This is a genomic window from Propionivibrio sp. (assembly GCF_047602565.1).
Classification (GTDB): domain Bacteria; phylum Pseudomonadota; class Gammaproteobacteria; order Burkholderiales; family Rhodocyclaceae; genus Propionivibrio.
This window is the reverse complement of the sequence record NZ_JASGGX010000001.1, coordinates 1,917,500-1,931,398: the sequence shown is the minus strand read 5'-3', so window position 1 is coordinate 1,931,398 and position 13,899 is coordinate 1,917,500. Positions and strand designations below refer to the sequence as shown.

Genomic DNA, 13,899 nt, shown 5'->3' with positions numbered 1-13,899 from the left:
ATGCGCGTGCCGCGCTTCCCGTCCGGTTTGGGATCATTTGTATTCGCGCCACTCCGGGGGCGTATCGTCGTGGTCGCCGTGCGGATGGCGCTCCCAGGCGTGCGTGTAGGCCTCGTTCTGGGATTTCTTCAGCAGGCGGCGCGGCGCGGCGAGGTTGTGGATCTCGGTTTCCTCGACGTAGTAGATCAGCGCGCGGACCAGCTTGTTCAGCAGCGAGCATTCCAGGTGGAAGCCCTTGTCCTGCAGCGCGGATTCGAGTTCCTCCAGCGAGTGCTCGTGCAGGTCGTAGGCCACCGTGATCGAGCGGTCGGCGACGCGGGGATGGATTTCCAGTCCGGCCAGCCCGCCGAGAAGTCCGCCGCCTCCGGCACCTGACCGGGGGGAAATTCGGCGAACCGGAGGCTGCGCTCCTTGCGGATCGGCTCCGGTTTCCTGGGCGTTTCGACCGGACGCTTCATGCGCTCTCCCCGGCGGCGCTACTTGCTCTGGATGATCTGCAGCCCCTTGAGCAGGTTGATCGCCTGATTCAGCTGATAATCCTTCTTCGAGGCCAGTTCGCGGCCCGGCGGCTCGAAGCCCTCGTCATCGCCATCCTTGGCCGGCCCCGTCTTCGGCTTCGCCGGCGTCTTGGCCTGCGGCTTGACGGGCGCGGCGTCCTTGCCGTCTTCACGGTTGTTCTCCAGATGGTTTTCCAGGTCGGCTTCGCGCAGGCGCATGGCCGACACGCCGTTGGGCGTTTCCTCGACGGCGATGTCCGGCTCGATGCCCTTGGCCTGGATCGAGCGCCCGGACGGCGTGAAGTAGCGCGCCGTGGTCAGCTTGATCGCCGTGCTGCCGGGCAGCGGAATGATGGTCTGCACCGAGCCCTTGCCGAAGCTGGTGGTGCCCATCACCACCGCGCGCTTGTGATCCTGCAGGGCGCCGGCGACGATCTCGGACGCCGAGGCGGAACCGCCGTTGATCAGCACCACCATCGGCACCTTCAGCGCCTCGACCGGGATGTTGCGGATGAAGTCCTCCTTGCTGCCGCGCAGGTAATCCTCGGGATTCACGAAGTACTGGTGCTTGGCGTCGGGCACGCGGCCGTCGGTCGAGGTAACCAGCGTGCCGTACGGCAGGAAGGCGGCGGTGACGCCGATCGCCGAATTGAGCAGCCCGCCGGGATCGTTGCGCAGGTCGAGCACCAGGCCCTTGAGCGAGCCGGGCTTGTAGAGGTCGTTCAGATGCTTGACCACGGACGGCGCGGTGTTCTCCTGGAAGGAGGTGATGCGCAGGTAGCCGTACTGGTCGTCGATGCGCTTGGACTTGACGCTCTGGACCTTGATCACCTCGCGCGTCAGCGTGATCTCGAGCGGCTGCGGCTCGCCCTTGCGGATGATGGACAGCTTGATCTGCGTCTTCGGCTTGCCGCGCATGCGCTTGACCGCGTCGGTCAGGGTCATGCCCTTGACCAGCTTGTCGTCGAGCTTGAAGATCAGGTCGCCGGCCTTGACGCCCGCCCGGTCGGCCGGCGTGTCCTCGATCGGGGAGATGACCTTGACCAGGCCGTCCTCCATGCCGACCTCGATGCCTAGGCCGCCGAATTCGCCCTGCGTGCTCGTCTGCAGATCCTTGAACGCGTCGGCATCGAGATAGGCCGAGTGCGGGTCGAGGTTGGAGAGCATGCCGCTGATGGCGTGGGTGATCAGTTTCTTGTCCTCGACCGGCTCGACGTAGCCCTGCTTGATCGCGTTGAAGATCTCCGCGAAGGTGCGCAGTTCCTCGACGGGAAGCGTGGCCCGGGCCTCCTTTTCGGCCATCGCCGAGAATTGCAGGCTGATCAGGATGCCGCCCGCCAGACCCGCGCAAACCAGACCCGCTTGTTTCAACTTGCCCATCGAACGCGCTCCAAGAAAATTGCCCATGTCATTTGAGGTTGACCCATTGCAGCGGATCGATCGGTTGCCCCTGATGACGCAATTCAAAGTATAAACCCGATTCTGGATTGCCACCGCTGTTGCCCGCCGTGGCAATCGAATCACCCCCGCGTACGCTGTCGCCGACCTGCTTCAGCACTGCGTCGTTGTAACCGTAGATCGACAGATAGCTGCCGCCGTGATCGACGATCAGCAGGTTGCCGAACCCGCGCATCCAGTCGGCGAACACCACGCGCCCCCCGGCGATGGCCTTGATGTCGCTGCCCTGCGGCGCGCGGATGAACAACCCTTTCCACGTGCTGCCCTCCTGGCGCGCGCTGCCGTAGCGGTTGGTGAGCGTACCCCGCACCGGCAGGCGCAGACTGCCCTTCAAGGCCGCGAAACTGCCGGCCGGCAAGGCTTCCGGCGTGCGCTCGTTGGCCACCTCGGGCGCGCTCTCGCGGCCCGCCGGCGAGCGCTTTTCCGGCGCCGCCGGCTTCGCCGGGCTCTCCTTGCGCGGCGCCGGCCGCGCGGCGATGATCCGGTCCAGCCGCGCGACCAACTGCGCGAGCTGCTTCTCGTCCCGTTGCAGGTTGCCGATTTCCTTGCGCTGCTCGGAGATCTGCGACGAAATCCTGGCCAGCACCTCCTTGCGCTGCTCGCGTTGGGCAACGAGCCGGGCATGTTGTTCCTGCTGCCGGGCCTCGACCGAAGAAAGTTCCCCGGCCCGTTCGCGGATGTCTTCGGCCAGCGTCCGCTTGCGTTCGAGCAGCGTCTCCGTTTCGCTCAGCAAGTGCTTGCGGGCGCGCCCGATGGCGCCCAGGTAATACAGGTCGCGCGCCATCTGGCTCGGGTCCTCGCCGTCGAGCAGCAGGCGCAGGGCATCGGGCTGCCCCTGCAGGTACTGGCGATAGACCAGGTTTTCCAGTTGCGCATGCAATTCGTCCAGGCGTCCCGAGAGCGCCTGCTCCTGCCTGCCGAGATCCTTCAGCGTCGCCTGCAGCCTGTCCTTCTGCCCCGAAAGATTGTGCAGTTCCCGCTGCGTCGCGGAAATCTCGCGCTCGATGTCCTTGACCTGGTCGGCCGCGCTGGCGCGCTGGCCCTCGGCAGCGGTCATCTTCTTGCGCAGGGAGTCGATCTGGCCGCGCAATTCCTTGAGATCGGTCTTCTTTTCCGTGACCTCGGCGCGGGTCGGCGGCGCGGCGTCTTTTCCCGCGGCCGACGCGGCAGGCGCCGTCAGCAGGGCGCACGCCACGACGAAAACCGGCACGGCCCGGCGGCATGCAGACGCGGCGGGAATTCTGGCGAGAGGGGAAACGTTCATGCGCGGATCGGGGCGTGGCTCAGGGGGCGTCCCCGGAATCGGGAATTATTCTATAATGATTCGCTCTATTCAACGAGAGACCACGAGGGCTGGCACCGTGATCAAAGAGGTCAATTTGATCGAAAAGCAGGAGCACATCGAGCTTGCGGCGCGCGCGCTCAAGTCGATCTCGCACCCGCTGCGCCTGAAAATCCTGTGCGTCCTCGGTGATCGGGAAGCCTGTGTCCAGGAAATCGTCGATGCCGTGGGCACCTCGCAAAGCAACATTTCCCAGCATCTCGCCATCCTGCGCAACAAGGGCGTGCTGGTCACGCGGAAGGACGCCAACCGCGTTTACTACCGCGTCGGCGACGCGCGCATTCTGCAATTGATCGGCATGATGCAGGAAGTCTTCTGTGGCGCTTGATTCGCGCAGCGGACCGCCGCTGCGGCGGGAATCCTCCCGCGGAGCATTCGCTTACATTCGTTAACCGTCCCTTGTTTCTGGAGCGTCGCTTGGAATTCATTCAGCACAACATCCTTCTCGTCCTTCTCGCGCTGGGCAGCGGCGGCGCCTTGCTCTTCCTCACCTTGCGCGGCCCCGGCGGGAACGCCGGCCTGACCCCGACGCAGGCCACCCTGCTGATCAACCGGGAGGACGCGCAGGTCATCGACGTGCGCGGCTCCGACGAATACGTCGGCGGCCACCTTCCCGATTCGCGCAACATTCCCATGGATCAGCTCGAAGCGCGCGCGGCGGAACTCGACAAACTGAAGGATCGGCAACTGATCCTCGTCTGCCAGACCGGAGCGCGCTCGGCCAGCGCCTGCAAGCAACTCGAAAAGCTCGGCTTCGGCAAGGTCAGCAACCTCGCGGGCGGCATCGCCGGCTGGCGCTCGGCCGGCCTCCCCGTCCGGAAAGGAGCGAAGAAATGAGCGCACCGCGTGTCGTCATGTACTCGACGGCCGTCTGCCCCTATTGCATCCGCGCCGAAAACCTCCTGCGGGCGCGGGGCGTGGCCGAGATCGAGAAGATCCGGGTTGACCTCGACCCGCAGCGGCGCGTCGAAATGATGGAAAAAACGTCGCGCCGGACGGTGCCGCAGATTTTCATCGGCGATACCCACGTCGGCGGCTGCGACGAACTGATCGCCCTCGATCAGGCCGGCAAGCTCCTGCCGCTGCTTGCCGGCGAAACGGACTGAGCCGAAACGGACCGGGCGGCCTCTGTGCGGCCGGTCCGTCCCGGTTTCACCACACCCCAACCCAACCCAACCAAGAAGACCCCTATCATGACCGAACAAGAAGCCCCCTCGTTTGCCATCGAAAAGCTCTACATCAAGGATCTGTCGCTGGAAGTGCCCAACGCGCCGGCCATCTACCTGGAACGGGAGACGCCGGAAATCGGCCTCCAGTTGCAGACCGGCGCTCTGAAGGTCGGCGACGACATCTTCGAAGTCACGCTGACCGCCACGGTGACGGCCAAGATCGGCGAGAAGAACGTGTTCCTGGTCGAAGTCGGCCAGTCTGGCCTCTTCCGCATCCGCAACGTGCCGGAAGAAAACATCGAGCCCCTGCTGGCCATCGCCTGCCCGAACATCCTGTTCCCGTACGCCCGCGAAGCCGTTTCCCAGTCGGTGACCCGCGCCGGTTTCGCGCCGGTCGTGCTGCAGCCGGTCAACTTCGAGGCCATGTACGCGGCGCGCGCCGAGCAGGAGCAGACGGCCAACGCCTGATTCAACGCATCGACGAGGAGTACCGCCGTGTCCAGAAGACCGCCGATCTTTGCCCTGCTTGCGCTGCTGGCCGGCCTTTCCCTGCCGGCGCAGGCCATCGAATACCGCACGGTGGAATCGGCGACGGTGCTCTACGACGCGCCGTCGGTGAAGGGCGCCAAGCTCTTCGTCGTCCGGCGCGGCACGCCGGTGGAAGTCGTGGTCAGCCTGGACACCTGGGTCAAGGTGCGCGACGCCGAAGGCAGCCTGGCCTGGATCGAGAAAAAATACCTGGCCGCTCGCCGCACGATCATCGTCAAGGCCGAGCGGGCGGCAGTCCAGCAAAAACCCGAGGAAGCCGCGCCGCTGGTCTTCGAAGCCGAGCGGAATGTTTCGCTGGACTACGTCGAAGCGCTGCCCGGCGGCTGGATCAAGGTGCGCCACGCCGACGGACAGGAAGGTTTCGTGCGCGCCGGCCAGGTCTGGGGATTCTGAATTTGAGGCTGTCCATCATTGCCGCCGGCGCATGGGGCACCGCGCTGGCGATCGTATTGAGCGCCCGGCACGAAGTCGCCCTGTGGACGCGCGAAGACGACGTCGTCCGGGACATGCGGACGCAGCGCGAGAACCGCCGTTTCCTGCCCGGGATTTCCCTGCCCGCCGCCGTGCGGATCGAAGCCGATCTCGCCGCCGCCGTCGCGACAGCCGAACTGCTGGTCCTCGCCACGCCGCTGGCCGGCTTGCGCGGCACCCTGCGGCAACTGCGCGATCTGGGCGCCGCGGTCCCGACGATCTGGGTCTGCAAGGGATTCGAGCCGGACAGCGGCAAGCTGCCGCACCAGGTGGTGGCCGAAGAATTCGGCGAGGGAATCGCCTGCGGCGTGCTGACCGGCCCCAGCTTCGCCGAGGAAGTCGCCCAAGGCCTCCCCACCGCCGTCACCCTGGCATCGCACGACGGCGAATTCGCCCGCCGCATCGCCGCCGAACTGCACGGCGGGCGCCTGCGGGTCTACGCCAACGACGACCTGATCGGCGCCGAAACCGGCGGCGCGGTGAAGAACGTCATGGCCATCGCCGCCGGCATCAGCGACGGCCTCGGCTTCGGGCACAACGCCCGCGCCGCGCTGATGACCCGCGGCCTCGCCGAGATCACTCGCCTCGGCGTGGCGCTCGGCGGCCAGCCCGGCACCTTCATGGGCCTCGCCGGCATGGGCGACCTGATCCTGACCTGCACCGGCGACCTCTCGCGCAACCGCCGCGTCGGGCTCGCGCTGGCGGCCGGCAAACCCCTGTCCCAGATTCTCGCCGAACTGGGCCACGTCGCCGAAGGCGTCGGCACCGCGCGCGAAGTCGCCGCGCTGGCCCGTGGCCTCGGCATCGACATGCCGATCACAGACGCCGTGGACGCCATCCTGCATCGGGGAGAATCAGCCCTGGACGCGGTCGAGAAACTACTCGGGCGCGATCCGAAGGTCGAAGCCGTCTAGCCGAACGGAAAATTCGACGGCGGCGGGAAATGGAATCGGCCGCCTTCCCCAGCGTATCGCCCGAGTACAATTCAAACGGTCGAAAATCACCAACGCGGGAGGCTCGCGTGGTCCAGGTCAATCGGGAAATACTGGCGCCGCTCGCCAGCAAGTACGTCTGGTGGAAAACCCCGGAGGAGGCGTTGGCCATGCCGGAACGGATCATCGCCCAGGTGATGGACATCGGTGATTACGCCGACGTCCAGGCGCTCGCCTCGCAGGTCGGCGACGACGTGTTGCGCGAAGTCCTGATCCACGCCGAGGCCGGACAATTCAACCCGCGCTCCTGGGCTTACTGGCACTACCGCCTCGGGCTATCCAGCATCGATCACGTTCCGGCGCTGCCAGTACGGAAGTTCGCGTGAGCCGCAGAAAAAGCACTCGTCGATGCCGTGAAGAATGTGCGCGATCTGCCGAAGGTCGTGCTTCTTTCGAAGAACTTGCTGCGCGCGCTTAAGGTCTTCTGACAGACTCGCGCCCAAAGCGCAGCGAGTCTCCTGCACACCGTCAGAGCCAGAAAAATCGGGCATTCTCGGGCGGACCGAAGCCCTCCGAATTGTTGCAATTACACAACACAAGCACCGCTCAATCCTGCCGAGTGTGGCGCCAAGGTTGCCCCTGGGTGTCTCGTTTGCGATGATTCGGACAGCTTCTCATCAATGAGAGGTCCAGTTTGGTGGTGCATCAAGTGCTGCCGACCTTAAACCTAGAGGAGATTCACAATGCAAAAGAAAATCATCGCACTGGCAGTCGCCGGTCTGGTTTCGGGCGTTGCCTTCGCGCAAACCAACGTGACCATTTATGGCGTTGCCGATGCCAACTACACCTATTCCAAGCTGGGTGATGCCAAGTTCAGCGGCGTTGAAAGCGGCGGATGGAACGGCGGCCGTATCGGCTTCAAGGGCGAAGAAGCACTGGGCAATGGCCTGAAGGCGATCTTCACCTACGAATTCGGCAGCATCGACATTGGTGAGAATGCCGGTATCAGCGGAACCCGTCTGTCCTTCGTCGGTCTGTCCGGCAACTTCGGTGCCGTGACCCTGGGCCGTCAAGCCGCTCCGTCGTACATCTTCCTGGGCGCCACCAGCTCGAACGACATCACCACCGTGTACCCGACCAACCTGGCGTTGGACAACGCCTGGACGTTCAGCACGATGAGCACCGGCGGCACGGCGCGCTGGAATAACTCGATCGCGTACAGCAGCCCGACGATGGCCGGTCTCAATGTTCGCGCCATCTATAGCTTCGGCGAAAACGTTCGCGACAGCTACAGCGATGCTTCGACCGACGCCAGCAAGGTCGGCCTCGGCGTGAACTATGCCAACGGTCCGCTGTATTTGACCGCGATGTATCAAGAAGTGTTGGACAACGACGGCACCAACCCCATCACCGGTCTTGACGCCAATGTCGGCGGCGCCAAGTCGTGGGCGATCGGCGGCAACTTCGACTTCAAGGTTGTCAAGCTGTACGCCAACTACATGCAGGAGAAGAGGGACGACGGCACGGCTACGGTTGATGATGCCAAGCACAAGCTGTGGTCCTTGGGCCTCTCCGTTCCGGTCGGCCAAGCTGGCACGGTCCGTGCGGAATACACGCAATTCAAGGCTGACGAACGTGACGATGGCAAGGCCAAGGGCTTTGGCCTCGGTTACGACTACGACCTGTCGAAGCGGACCAAGATCTACACGGCCGTTTCGCGCGTCAAGAACGACGACGGTATCGGCTGGGGCTACGGGAAGGTTCGTAACGCCACGCTTACCCAGTTCGCTGGCGAGAACAGCACCAACTTCTCCGTGGGTATCCGCCACTTCTTCTAATCTGACTACGTCAGAGAAGATCGTGAAAACGGGCGCTTCGGCGCCCGTTTTTTTGTGCACGGCTTCATAATGACGGCCTTCATTACGACCAGCCCGGGGATCGATCATCATGGAGTCTGAGTCTTCGCCAGCGGCGCCGCGCTCGCTGACGGAACTGTTCGTCGCCCTGACCCTGCTTGCCTTGCAGGGATTCGGCGGCGTGGTGGCGGTGGTGCAGCGCGAACTGGTGGAACGCAGACGCTGGCTGACCCAGGAAGAGTTCGTCGAGGAATGGGCGGTCGCGCAGATCATGCCGGGGCCGAACGTGATCAACCTGTGCCTGGGCATCGGTTCCCGCTATTTCGGCTGGCGCGGGGCGGTGGTCGGCGTGGCGGGCTTGGTCACGGTGCCGATGCTGCTCGTGCTGTCGCTGGCGCTGTGCTACGTGCAATGGGGAAATCATCCGGCCGTCGTCGGCGCGCTGCGCGGCATGGGCGCGGTGGCGGCCGGCCTGATCATCGCTACCGGCCTCAAGCTGTTTGCGGCGCTGAAAACGAATCCGCTGGGCCCGCCGCTCTGCACTGCACTCGGCGCGGCAGCATTTACCGGTATCGCCCTGCTGCGCCTCCCCCTCGTCTACATTCTCCTCGGCCCTGGGCTGGTGGCATGCTTTCTGGCGTACCGGAGGCTCGGCGCATGAGCGGAACGATCGTCATGCTGTGGGGCGACTGGTTCGGGCTGCTTGGGCATTTTCTCTCGCTCTCGCTGCTGGCCGTGGGCGGCGCCGTCTGCACGCTGCCCGAGATGCATCGCTTTCTGGTGGACCGCCAGCATTGGCTGAGCGACGCGCAATTCAATGCCTCGATCGCCATCGCGCAGGCCTCCCCCGGACCGAACGTGCTGTTCGTGACGCTGATGGGCTGGAACATCGGCGTGAATGCCGGCGGTTACGCCACGGCGGCCCTGGGCGCGGCGCTCAGCACGATCGGCCTGCTGCTGCCGAGCAGCGCGCTCGCCTATATGGCGGCCAAGTGGGGACAGCGCAACCGCGACCGGCGGGCGGTGCGCGCCTTCAAGCAGGGCATGAGCCCGGTGGTGATTTCCCTGCTGATCGGTACCGGCTGGATCATGGCCGACGGACAGGGCGCTCCCGGAGAACACTGGCCGCTCTACCTGCTCACGGCGCTGACCGCGCTGATTGTCTGGCGCACGCGGATTCATCTCTTGTGGCTGCTCGGTACCGGCGCCATCCTTGGAGTTCTCGGCTGGGTTTGATGCAAGAAAAAGTCATCGTCTTCCGCCCGGATCGTTACGGCACCGGCGCCTCCACGTAGGCGGACAACTGCAGAAGATCACCGGGTCGCGGCCCGCGTGCTGGATGATGGTGCTTGAGTATAAACACTGAACTCGGTATTATTCAGACTAGTCTAGTCAGAATTATGGGGTTTCAGGAGGCCGATCATGCAAAGCTGGCAGATGCAGACCGCCAAGGCGCGGTTTTCGGAACTGGTCAAGCATGCGGCGCAAGAAGGGCCGCAGGACATCACGCTGCACGGGCGTTCCGTAGCAGTGGTGGTGTCGCGTGAACTGTTCGACCGGCTATCCGGCAATGAGCAGTCGCTATTGGATTTCATGCGCGCCTCGCCGCTGGCGGGACACGATGAGATCGCGTTCGAACGGGACCGTGGCCCAGGCAGCCTGCCGCGCGAGATCGCGTTTTGAGCTACCTCATCGATACCAACGTCCTGTCTGAGCTGCGCAACCGCAAGGCCGACGGGAACGTCGTGGCGTGGATGCAGGCGCGTCCGCGCCCATCGCTGTACCTCTCCGTGCTGTGCCTCGGCGAAATCCGCAAGGGCATCGAGGGTGTCGCCGATCCCGCATTCCGTCAGGCACTCCTAGACTGGCTGGAGGTGGACCTGCCCAACTGGTTTGTCGGCAGGCTGCTAGGCATCGACGCACAAACCGCCGACCGTTGGGGCCGCGTGCAGGCCGCCGCCGGACGGATGCTGCCCGTCATCGACGGACTGCTAGCCGCCACGGCCTTGCAGCACGGTCTGACCCTGGTCACGCGCAACACTCGGGATTTCGCGGGACTTGGCGTGCAGATCATCAATCCTTGGGAGGCGTGACGCTCGATCCGTCCTCCGTAACGGTTCCCGATACTGATTTTGTCCGGCGGACATTCGGGCTGTCAGCGCAGCGGGTCGATACGGAAAAAGTCCCCGCCGGACTTTCCATTTTCCCAATTGGCGATCAGTTCTTCGCGGTGAATTTCGATCCAGGCCTGGACGAGCACTTGCTTGGCGAATGGGAACGTTCCGGAGAGGAGCGTATTGTCGGGGATCGAAAACGACGCCTCGGAGCCATGGCAGCGGGCATGGATGCAGGGCGGCATTCGCGCATTGCCGCGGGTCTGGCAAAAGGCGATCACGATCCCGTAGTAGGCGCTGATCATCTTGCCGTCGGGCTTCGGGATGTGGGAACTTGGCGTAGCGGTGTAGAGGTGCGACAGATCGAGGCCCTGGACCTCGAATTGCTCGATGGCGGCAAAAAGCGGTTCGAGGGGATAGTGCTCGTTGCCGTAGCGCCGTCCGGCATGCGGCGCCGTGTGCCCGGTCAGCGCGTCGTGGACGGCCTCGTCGATGCCGACCCGGCGGCAGATGTCTTTGAAGGTGTGCCGGAACGAGTGGAAGACTTTCCTCGTGTCCGTGATGCATATCCGTTTGCGTAGGTATCCGGAGAAGAAGGTGCTGAAATAGCCTCCCAGCTTTTGGCGTGGATTCGGCTTCAACTCTGGAAAAAGGAAGCGGCTGTCGCGTACCGACTGTGCATAATTGAGGAAGCCGCAATCTACCAACGTCCGGTGTATCGGAATGCGGCGGCGCGATGCGGCGTTTTTCAATTGGCTGTGCTCGGCTTCGTCGCTGATGTTGATGTACCAGCCCAGCCCCTCGACGGGCCGGATATCATCCACGAGCAACTGGGCGAGTTCCTCCACACGCGCGCCGGTGAAGAGCGCGAGCAGCGGAAGCCAGTAACAGGCCTCCTTTCCACCGGCTACCGGCCGGTAGTTGTCGGTGTAGATCGGAGAATTGAAAATGCGTGACAGATCCTCCGGGCTGAACGCGACGCGGGATTTCTGCCGGGGGGTATACACGGTCCGGACCTGCTCGGCAGGGTTGGCTTTCAACAACTCATAGTCGCGTGCGACGCGGAACAGTGTTTTGAGGATGCCGATCTTGCGGCTCACGGTTGTTGGGCTTTGCCCTCGCGTCGCCAGAAAATCGCGGAAACCGAGCACGTCTACGCGGGCAATCGACGCCAGTTCTTTCCCCTGTACGAATCTAGCAAATGACACGAATACCTTCCGGTAATCATCCACCGTAGTTTCACGCCGTATTGCGGTATTCATCCACAAATCAAAGAGTTTCGAGTAGGAGAAAGGGAGCATCGCAGCCTCACGAAAAAAATCGACGAATTTATCGCAATCGCTAAACGGTCTTCTACATAGAACTCGACGCGCGGTGAGGAGAAGAGTCTCAGGACAGTTGCTTTTGACTGAACGGTTGCCTACAACGGCTATTTCATCACGCCGGAAAGCAGCAAGAACCATGGCAAGCGACGTACATCTATGCATTCTCGAGCAGGAAGAAACGCTGCTGTCCACGGGGAAAGGTCATTGACCTCTCCAGTTATTTTTTTGTTTATTTTTAAATTTACGGGATACTTACAAAGGATCAGTCAGTTGACTGATTTTCTTTATCTGCTCGGTGGCAAAATGGCTGCCCGGTTACCATCTCGCCTCGCCAACTTCTCCGTTCGCTCGAAGGTTTTATGCGCAGACAATATTGGATTTAATGAAATTTGCATTGAAGTAAGGCATAAAAAAACGGGCGCTGAAGCGCCCGTTTTCACAGCGGAGGTCCGTCAAATTAGAAAGTGTGACGCAGACCGGCCATGAAGTTGGTTTGCTTCTCGCCACGAGCAGCAGCGCCGGAAACCCACGTACCGGTGCTGGCAACATCGTTGTCATGCTTGATTTGCGAGAATTGCGTATACAGCGTGGTGCGCTTGGAGAGGTAATGCTCATAGCCAACACCCCATCCTTTCGAAGCACCATCAAAGCGAGCGTTCGCATTGTTATTAAAGCCGTTATCCGTATCAGTATCCAACTTGGCATACTCAAGGTAAGCTTTGCCCATGGTGCTAACAGGAGCTGACAGACCAACCGACCACAATTTCTGGTCGGTAACTGTAGTTAGTGTGTCGTTGTCGTTCTTCAGGTCCTGATAAGTCGCATACAGCTTGACTACCTTGAAGTCAAAGCCAGCGCCGACGAACCATTCCTTGACATCCTTGCCTTCCGCTGCGCTATAGGTGGTCGTACCACGCGCGCCATCGACCACGGCATAAGCTGCGCTGATATTGAAGGGGCCGTTGGAGTAATCGGCCGCAACGGAATAACGTCCGTTATCGGTCACATCCACGCGCTTGTCGTAAATGGAGGCATTGTTACTGTTGAGCGTGTTCACCGTCTGAGGATGCTCGCCGAACGAGTAGCTGGCGCCCACCGTAAAGCCCGACCAGTTCGGTGAAACATATTTGAGCACGTTTTCCTGGCGTGCCGTACCGCCGCCGCTACGAATCTGACTGAGGTTCTGCCCTTGCAGCGAGTTCACCGGCATGACACCGGTCACGTCATTCGAGTTGTTCTTCGCATAGAACAGTGCCGCCGCATTGTACTGGCGACCGGCCGTAAAGGTACCGAAATTACCGTTCAGACCAACAAAGGATTGGCGGTTGGTGAAGTTGACGGTAGAGGATTCGTTGTCTGCATCTTTGCCGATTTCGAACGTGAAGATCGCCTTGAGGCCATTGCCCAGCGCTTCTTCGCCCTTGAATCCGATACGCGAACCATTCAAACCGCCATCCTTCAGGCCGCTATACTTGTAATCGCCAGAATTGGCGCCCGTCAGTCCGTTGTCGCTCTTGCTGTAAACGTAGGCTTGGTCAATCAAGCCATACACGGTCACGTTGGTTTGCGCGAAGGCAACGCCCGAAACCAGACCGGCGACTGCCAGTGCGATGATTTTCTTTTGCATTGTGAATTTCTCTCCGGCTCGCTAGTTCTAGAGAGAAAAGGATTCTTTTACATGAGGTATTCTTGCGGCGATCTGGCGAGTTGCAGAGAGTTGCGGCGATTTGGCCACTTTGCATTTCGGATTCAACCGGTCGATGCAACAGCTTAGTAAAACTGCTGTGCGGGCGCTTCGTAGTTTAGGGTTTGCCTGGGGCGTTCGTTCAATCGTCGTGCAATCGCATTGAGCTTGGCATGCGAGTAGGAGCTTAGGTCGAGCCCCTTGGGCAAGTACTGCCTTACCAAGCCGTTGGTATTCTCATTCGATCAGCGTTGCCAAGGGCCCTGCGGATCGCAGAAGAACACCTTGATATCGGTGGCCAGCGTAAATCGCCGGTGATCGGCCAGCGCCTTGCCCCGGTCCCACGTGAGCGATTTGTACAGCTCCTGCGGCAACTTGCTGGCGTGCTTGATCAACGCTTCGACCACCGTTTCGGTGTCTTTCGCCGGAATTTTCACCAGCATGGGATAGCGTGTCTGGCGTTCGACATACGAATCGAAAATCGGAATTAGCGTCCGGCCGT

The 13,899-nt window shown here is 62.1% G+C and carries 17 protein-coding genes and 1 pseudogene; 12 read left to right on the top strand and 6 right to left on the bottom strand.

The window, feature by feature from the left end; genetic code table 11:
- Nucleotides 1–33: 33 nt before the first annotated feature.
- The 3 genes from QM701_RS08975 to QM701_RS08965 all read right to left on the bottom strand — a co-directional run bounded on the left by QM701_RS08975 (nucleotide 34) and on the right by QM701_RS08965 (nucleotide 3,219).
- Nucleotides 34–294 carry a hypothetical protein gene (locus tag QM701_RS08975; protein WP_415166731.1) on the bottom strand — a complete coding sequence of 87 codons (261 nt, stop codon included), beginning with the start codon at nucleotides 292–294 and terminating at the stop codon, nucleotides 34–36.
- Between the two features lie 182 nt (nucleotides 295–476).
- The gene (locus tag QM701_RS08970; protein WP_415166730.1) at nucleotides 477–1,877 is read right to left on the bottom strand and encodes a S41 family peptidase; all 1,401 of its coding nucleotides are present in this window, start codon (nucleotides 1,875–1,877) and stop codon (nucleotides 477–479) included.
- A 28-nt stretch (nucleotides 1,878–1,905) separates the two neighbouring features.
- Nucleotides 1,906–3,219, bottom strand: coding sequence for a murein hydrolase activator EnvC family protein (locus QM701_RS08965; RefSeq protein WP_415166729.1), 1,314 nt, complete (start codon nucleotides 3,217–3,219; stop codon nucleotides 1,906–1,908).
- Between the two features lie 55 nt (nucleotides 3,220–3,274).
- Between QM701_RS08965 and QM701_RS08960 the strand changes: the two genes are divergently transcribed.
- From QM701_RS08960 to QM701_RS08905, 12 genes are all read left to right on the top strand, one after another.
- Nucleotides 3,275–3,625: an ArsR/SmtB family transcription factor gene (locus QM701_RS08960; protein ID WP_415166728.1), complete on the top strand. Its 351-nt coding sequence runs from the start codon at nucleotides 3,275–3,277 to the stop codon at nucleotides 3,623–3,625.
- Nucleotides 3,626–3,714: 89 nt separating this feature from the next.
- Complete coding sequence (locus QM701_RS08955) at nucleotides 3,715–4,134, top strand: rhodanese-like domain-containing protein (RefSeq protein WP_415166727.1); 420 nt, start codon at nucleotides 3,715–3,717, stop codon at nucleotides 4,132–4,134.
- Complete coding sequence (grxC, locus tag QM701_RS08950) at nucleotides 4,131–4,403, top strand: glutaredoxin 3 (protein WP_415166726.1); 273 nt, start codon at nucleotides 4,131–4,133, stop codon at nucleotides 4,401–4,403. The genes QM701_RS08955 and grxC overlap by 4 nt, the downstream gene beginning before the upstream one ends.
- A gap of 87 nt (nucleotides 4,404–4,490) precedes the next feature.
- Nucleotides 4,491–4,934, top strand: a complete 444-nt coding sequence (gene secB / locus QM701_RS08945; RefSeq protein WP_415166725.1) for a protein-export chaperone SecB — start codon at nucleotides 4,491–4,493, stop codon at nucleotides 4,932–4,934.
- Nucleotides 4,935–4,961: 27 nt separating this feature from the next.
- Nucleotides 4,962–5,408: an SH3 domain-containing protein gene (locus QM701_RS08940; protein ID WP_415166724.1), complete on the top strand. Its 447-nt coding sequence runs from the start codon at nucleotides 4,962–4,964 to the stop codon at nucleotides 5,406–5,408.
- Nucleotides 5,402–6,400 (top strand): NAD(P)H-dependent glycerol-3-phosphate dehydrogenase, encoded by a 999-nt coding sequence (locus tag QM701_RS08935; protein ID WP_415169366.1) that lies wholly within the window; start codon nucleotides 5,402–5,404, stop codon nucleotides 6,398–6,400. The genes QM701_RS08940 and QM701_RS08935 overlap by 7 nt, the downstream gene beginning before the upstream one ends.
- 107 nt (nucleotides 6,401–6,507) lie before the next feature.
- Nucleotides 6,508–6,804: a hypothetical protein gene (locus QM701_RS08930; RefSeq protein ID WP_415166723.1), complete on the top strand. Its 297-nt coding sequence runs from the start codon at nucleotides 6,508–6,510 to the stop codon at nucleotides 6,802–6,804.
- A 357-nt stretch (nucleotides 6,805–7,161) separates the two neighbouring features.
- Nucleotides 7,162–8,256: a porin gene (locus QM701_RS08925; protein ID WP_415166722.1), complete on the top strand. Its 1,095-nt coding sequence runs from the start codon at nucleotides 7,162–7,164 to the stop codon at nucleotides 8,254–8,256.
- Between the two features lie 109 nt (nucleotides 8,257–8,365).
- Nucleotides 8,366–8,935, top strand: coding sequence for a chromate transporter (locus QM701_RS08920; protein WP_415166721.1), 570 nt, complete (start codon nucleotides 8,366–8,368; stop codon nucleotides 8,933–8,935).
- Nucleotides 8,932–9,510 carry a chromate transporter gene (locus tag QM701_RS08915; RefSeq protein ID WP_415166720.1) on the top strand — a complete coding sequence of 193 codons (579 nt, stop codon included), beginning with the start codon at nucleotides 8,932–8,934 and terminating at the stop codon, nucleotides 9,508–9,510. Before QM701_RS08920 ends, QM701_RS08915 begins: the two co-directional genes overlap by 4 nt.
- 186 nt (nucleotides 9,511–9,696) lie before the next feature.
- Complete coding sequence (locus tag QM701_RS08910; RefSeq protein ID WP_415166719.1) at nucleotides 9,697–9,957, top strand: type II toxin-antitoxin system Phd/YefM family antitoxin; 261 nt, start codon at nucleotides 9,697–9,699, stop codon at nucleotides 9,955–9,957.
- Nucleotides 9,954–10,367: a type II toxin-antitoxin system VapC family toxin gene (locus QM701_RS08905; protein ID WP_415166718.1), complete on the top strand. Its 414-nt coding sequence runs from the start codon at nucleotides 9,954–9,956 to the stop codon at nucleotides 10,365–10,367. The genes QM701_RS08910 and QM701_RS08905 overlap by 4 nt, the downstream gene beginning before the upstream one ends.
- A 62-nt stretch (nucleotides 10,368–10,429) precedes the next feature.
- Here the strand turns inward: QM701_RS08905 and QM701_RS08900 are convergent, their stop codons facing one another.
- The 3 genes and pseudogenes from QM701_RS08900 to QM701_RS08890 all read right to left on the bottom strand — a co-directional run.
- Nucleotides 10,430–11,650 carry a DUF4160 domain-containing protein gene (locus QM701_RS08900; RefSeq protein ID WP_415166717.1) on the bottom strand — a complete coding sequence of 407 codons (1,221 nt, stop codon included), beginning with the start codon at nucleotides 11,648–11,650 and terminating at the stop codon, nucleotides 10,430–10,432.
- Between the two features lie 520 nt (nucleotides 11,651–12,170).
- Nucleotides 12,171–13,340 (bottom strand): porin, encoded by a 1,170-nt coding sequence (locus QM701_RS08895; protein ID WP_415166716.1) that lies wholly within the window; start codon nucleotides 13,338–13,340, stop codon nucleotides 12,171–12,173.
- Nucleotides 13,341–13,483: 143 nt separating this feature from the next.
- Nucleotides 13,484–13,864, bottom strand: a pseudogene (locus QM701_RS08890) (IS30 family transposase); the annotation flags it as partial.
- Between the last annotated feature and the right edge of the window lie 35 nt (nucleotides 13,865–13,899).

Excerpts from the sequence above, each read along its gene's own strand:
- QM701_RS08965 (WP_415166729.1), bottom strand. The coding sequence starts at position 3,219 with ATGAACGTTTCCCCTCTCGCCAGAATTCCCGCCGCGTCTGCATGCCGC.
- grxC (WP_415166726.1), top strand. The coding sequence starts at position 4,131 with ATGAGCGCACCGCGTGTCGTCATGTACTCGACGGCCGTCTGCCCCTAT.
- QM701_RS08915 (WP_415166720.1), top strand. The coding sequence starts at position 8,932 with ATGAGCGGAACGATCGTCATGCTGTGGGGCGACTGGTTCGGGCTGCTT.
- QM701_RS08960 (WP_415166728.1), top strand. The coding sequence starts at position 3,275 with ATGATTCGCTCTATTCAACGAGAGACCACGAGGGCTGGCACCGTGATC.
- QM701_RS08910 (WP_415166719.1), top strand. The coding sequence starts at position 9,697 with ATGCAAAGCTGGCAGATGCAGACCGCCAAGGCGCGGTTTTCGGAACTG.
- QM701_RS08900 (WP_415166717.1), bottom strand. The coding sequence starts at position 11,650 with ATGAATACCGCAATACGGCGTGAAACTACGGTGGATGATTACCGGAAG.
- QM701_RS08925 (WP_415166722.1), top strand. The coding sequence starts at position 7,162 with ATGCAAAAGAAAATCATCGCACTGGCAGTCGCCGGTCTGGTTTCGGGC.
- QM701_RS08895 (WP_415166716.1), bottom strand. The coding sequence starts at position 13,340 with ATGCAAAAGAAAATCATCGCACTGGCAGTCGCCGGTCTGGTTTCGGGC.
- QM701_RS08920 (WP_415166721.1), top strand. The coding sequence starts at position 8,366 with ATGGAGTCTGAGTCTTCGCCAGCGGCGCCGCGCTCGCTGACGGAACTG.
- QM701_RS08970 (WP_415166730.1), bottom strand. The coding sequence starts at position 1,877 with ATGGGCAAGTTGAAACAAGCGGGTCTGGTTTGCGCGGGTCTGGCGGGC.
- secB (WP_415166725.1), top strand. The coding sequence starts at position 4,491 with ATGACCGAACAAGAAGCCCCCTCGTTTGCCATCGAAAAGCTCTACATC.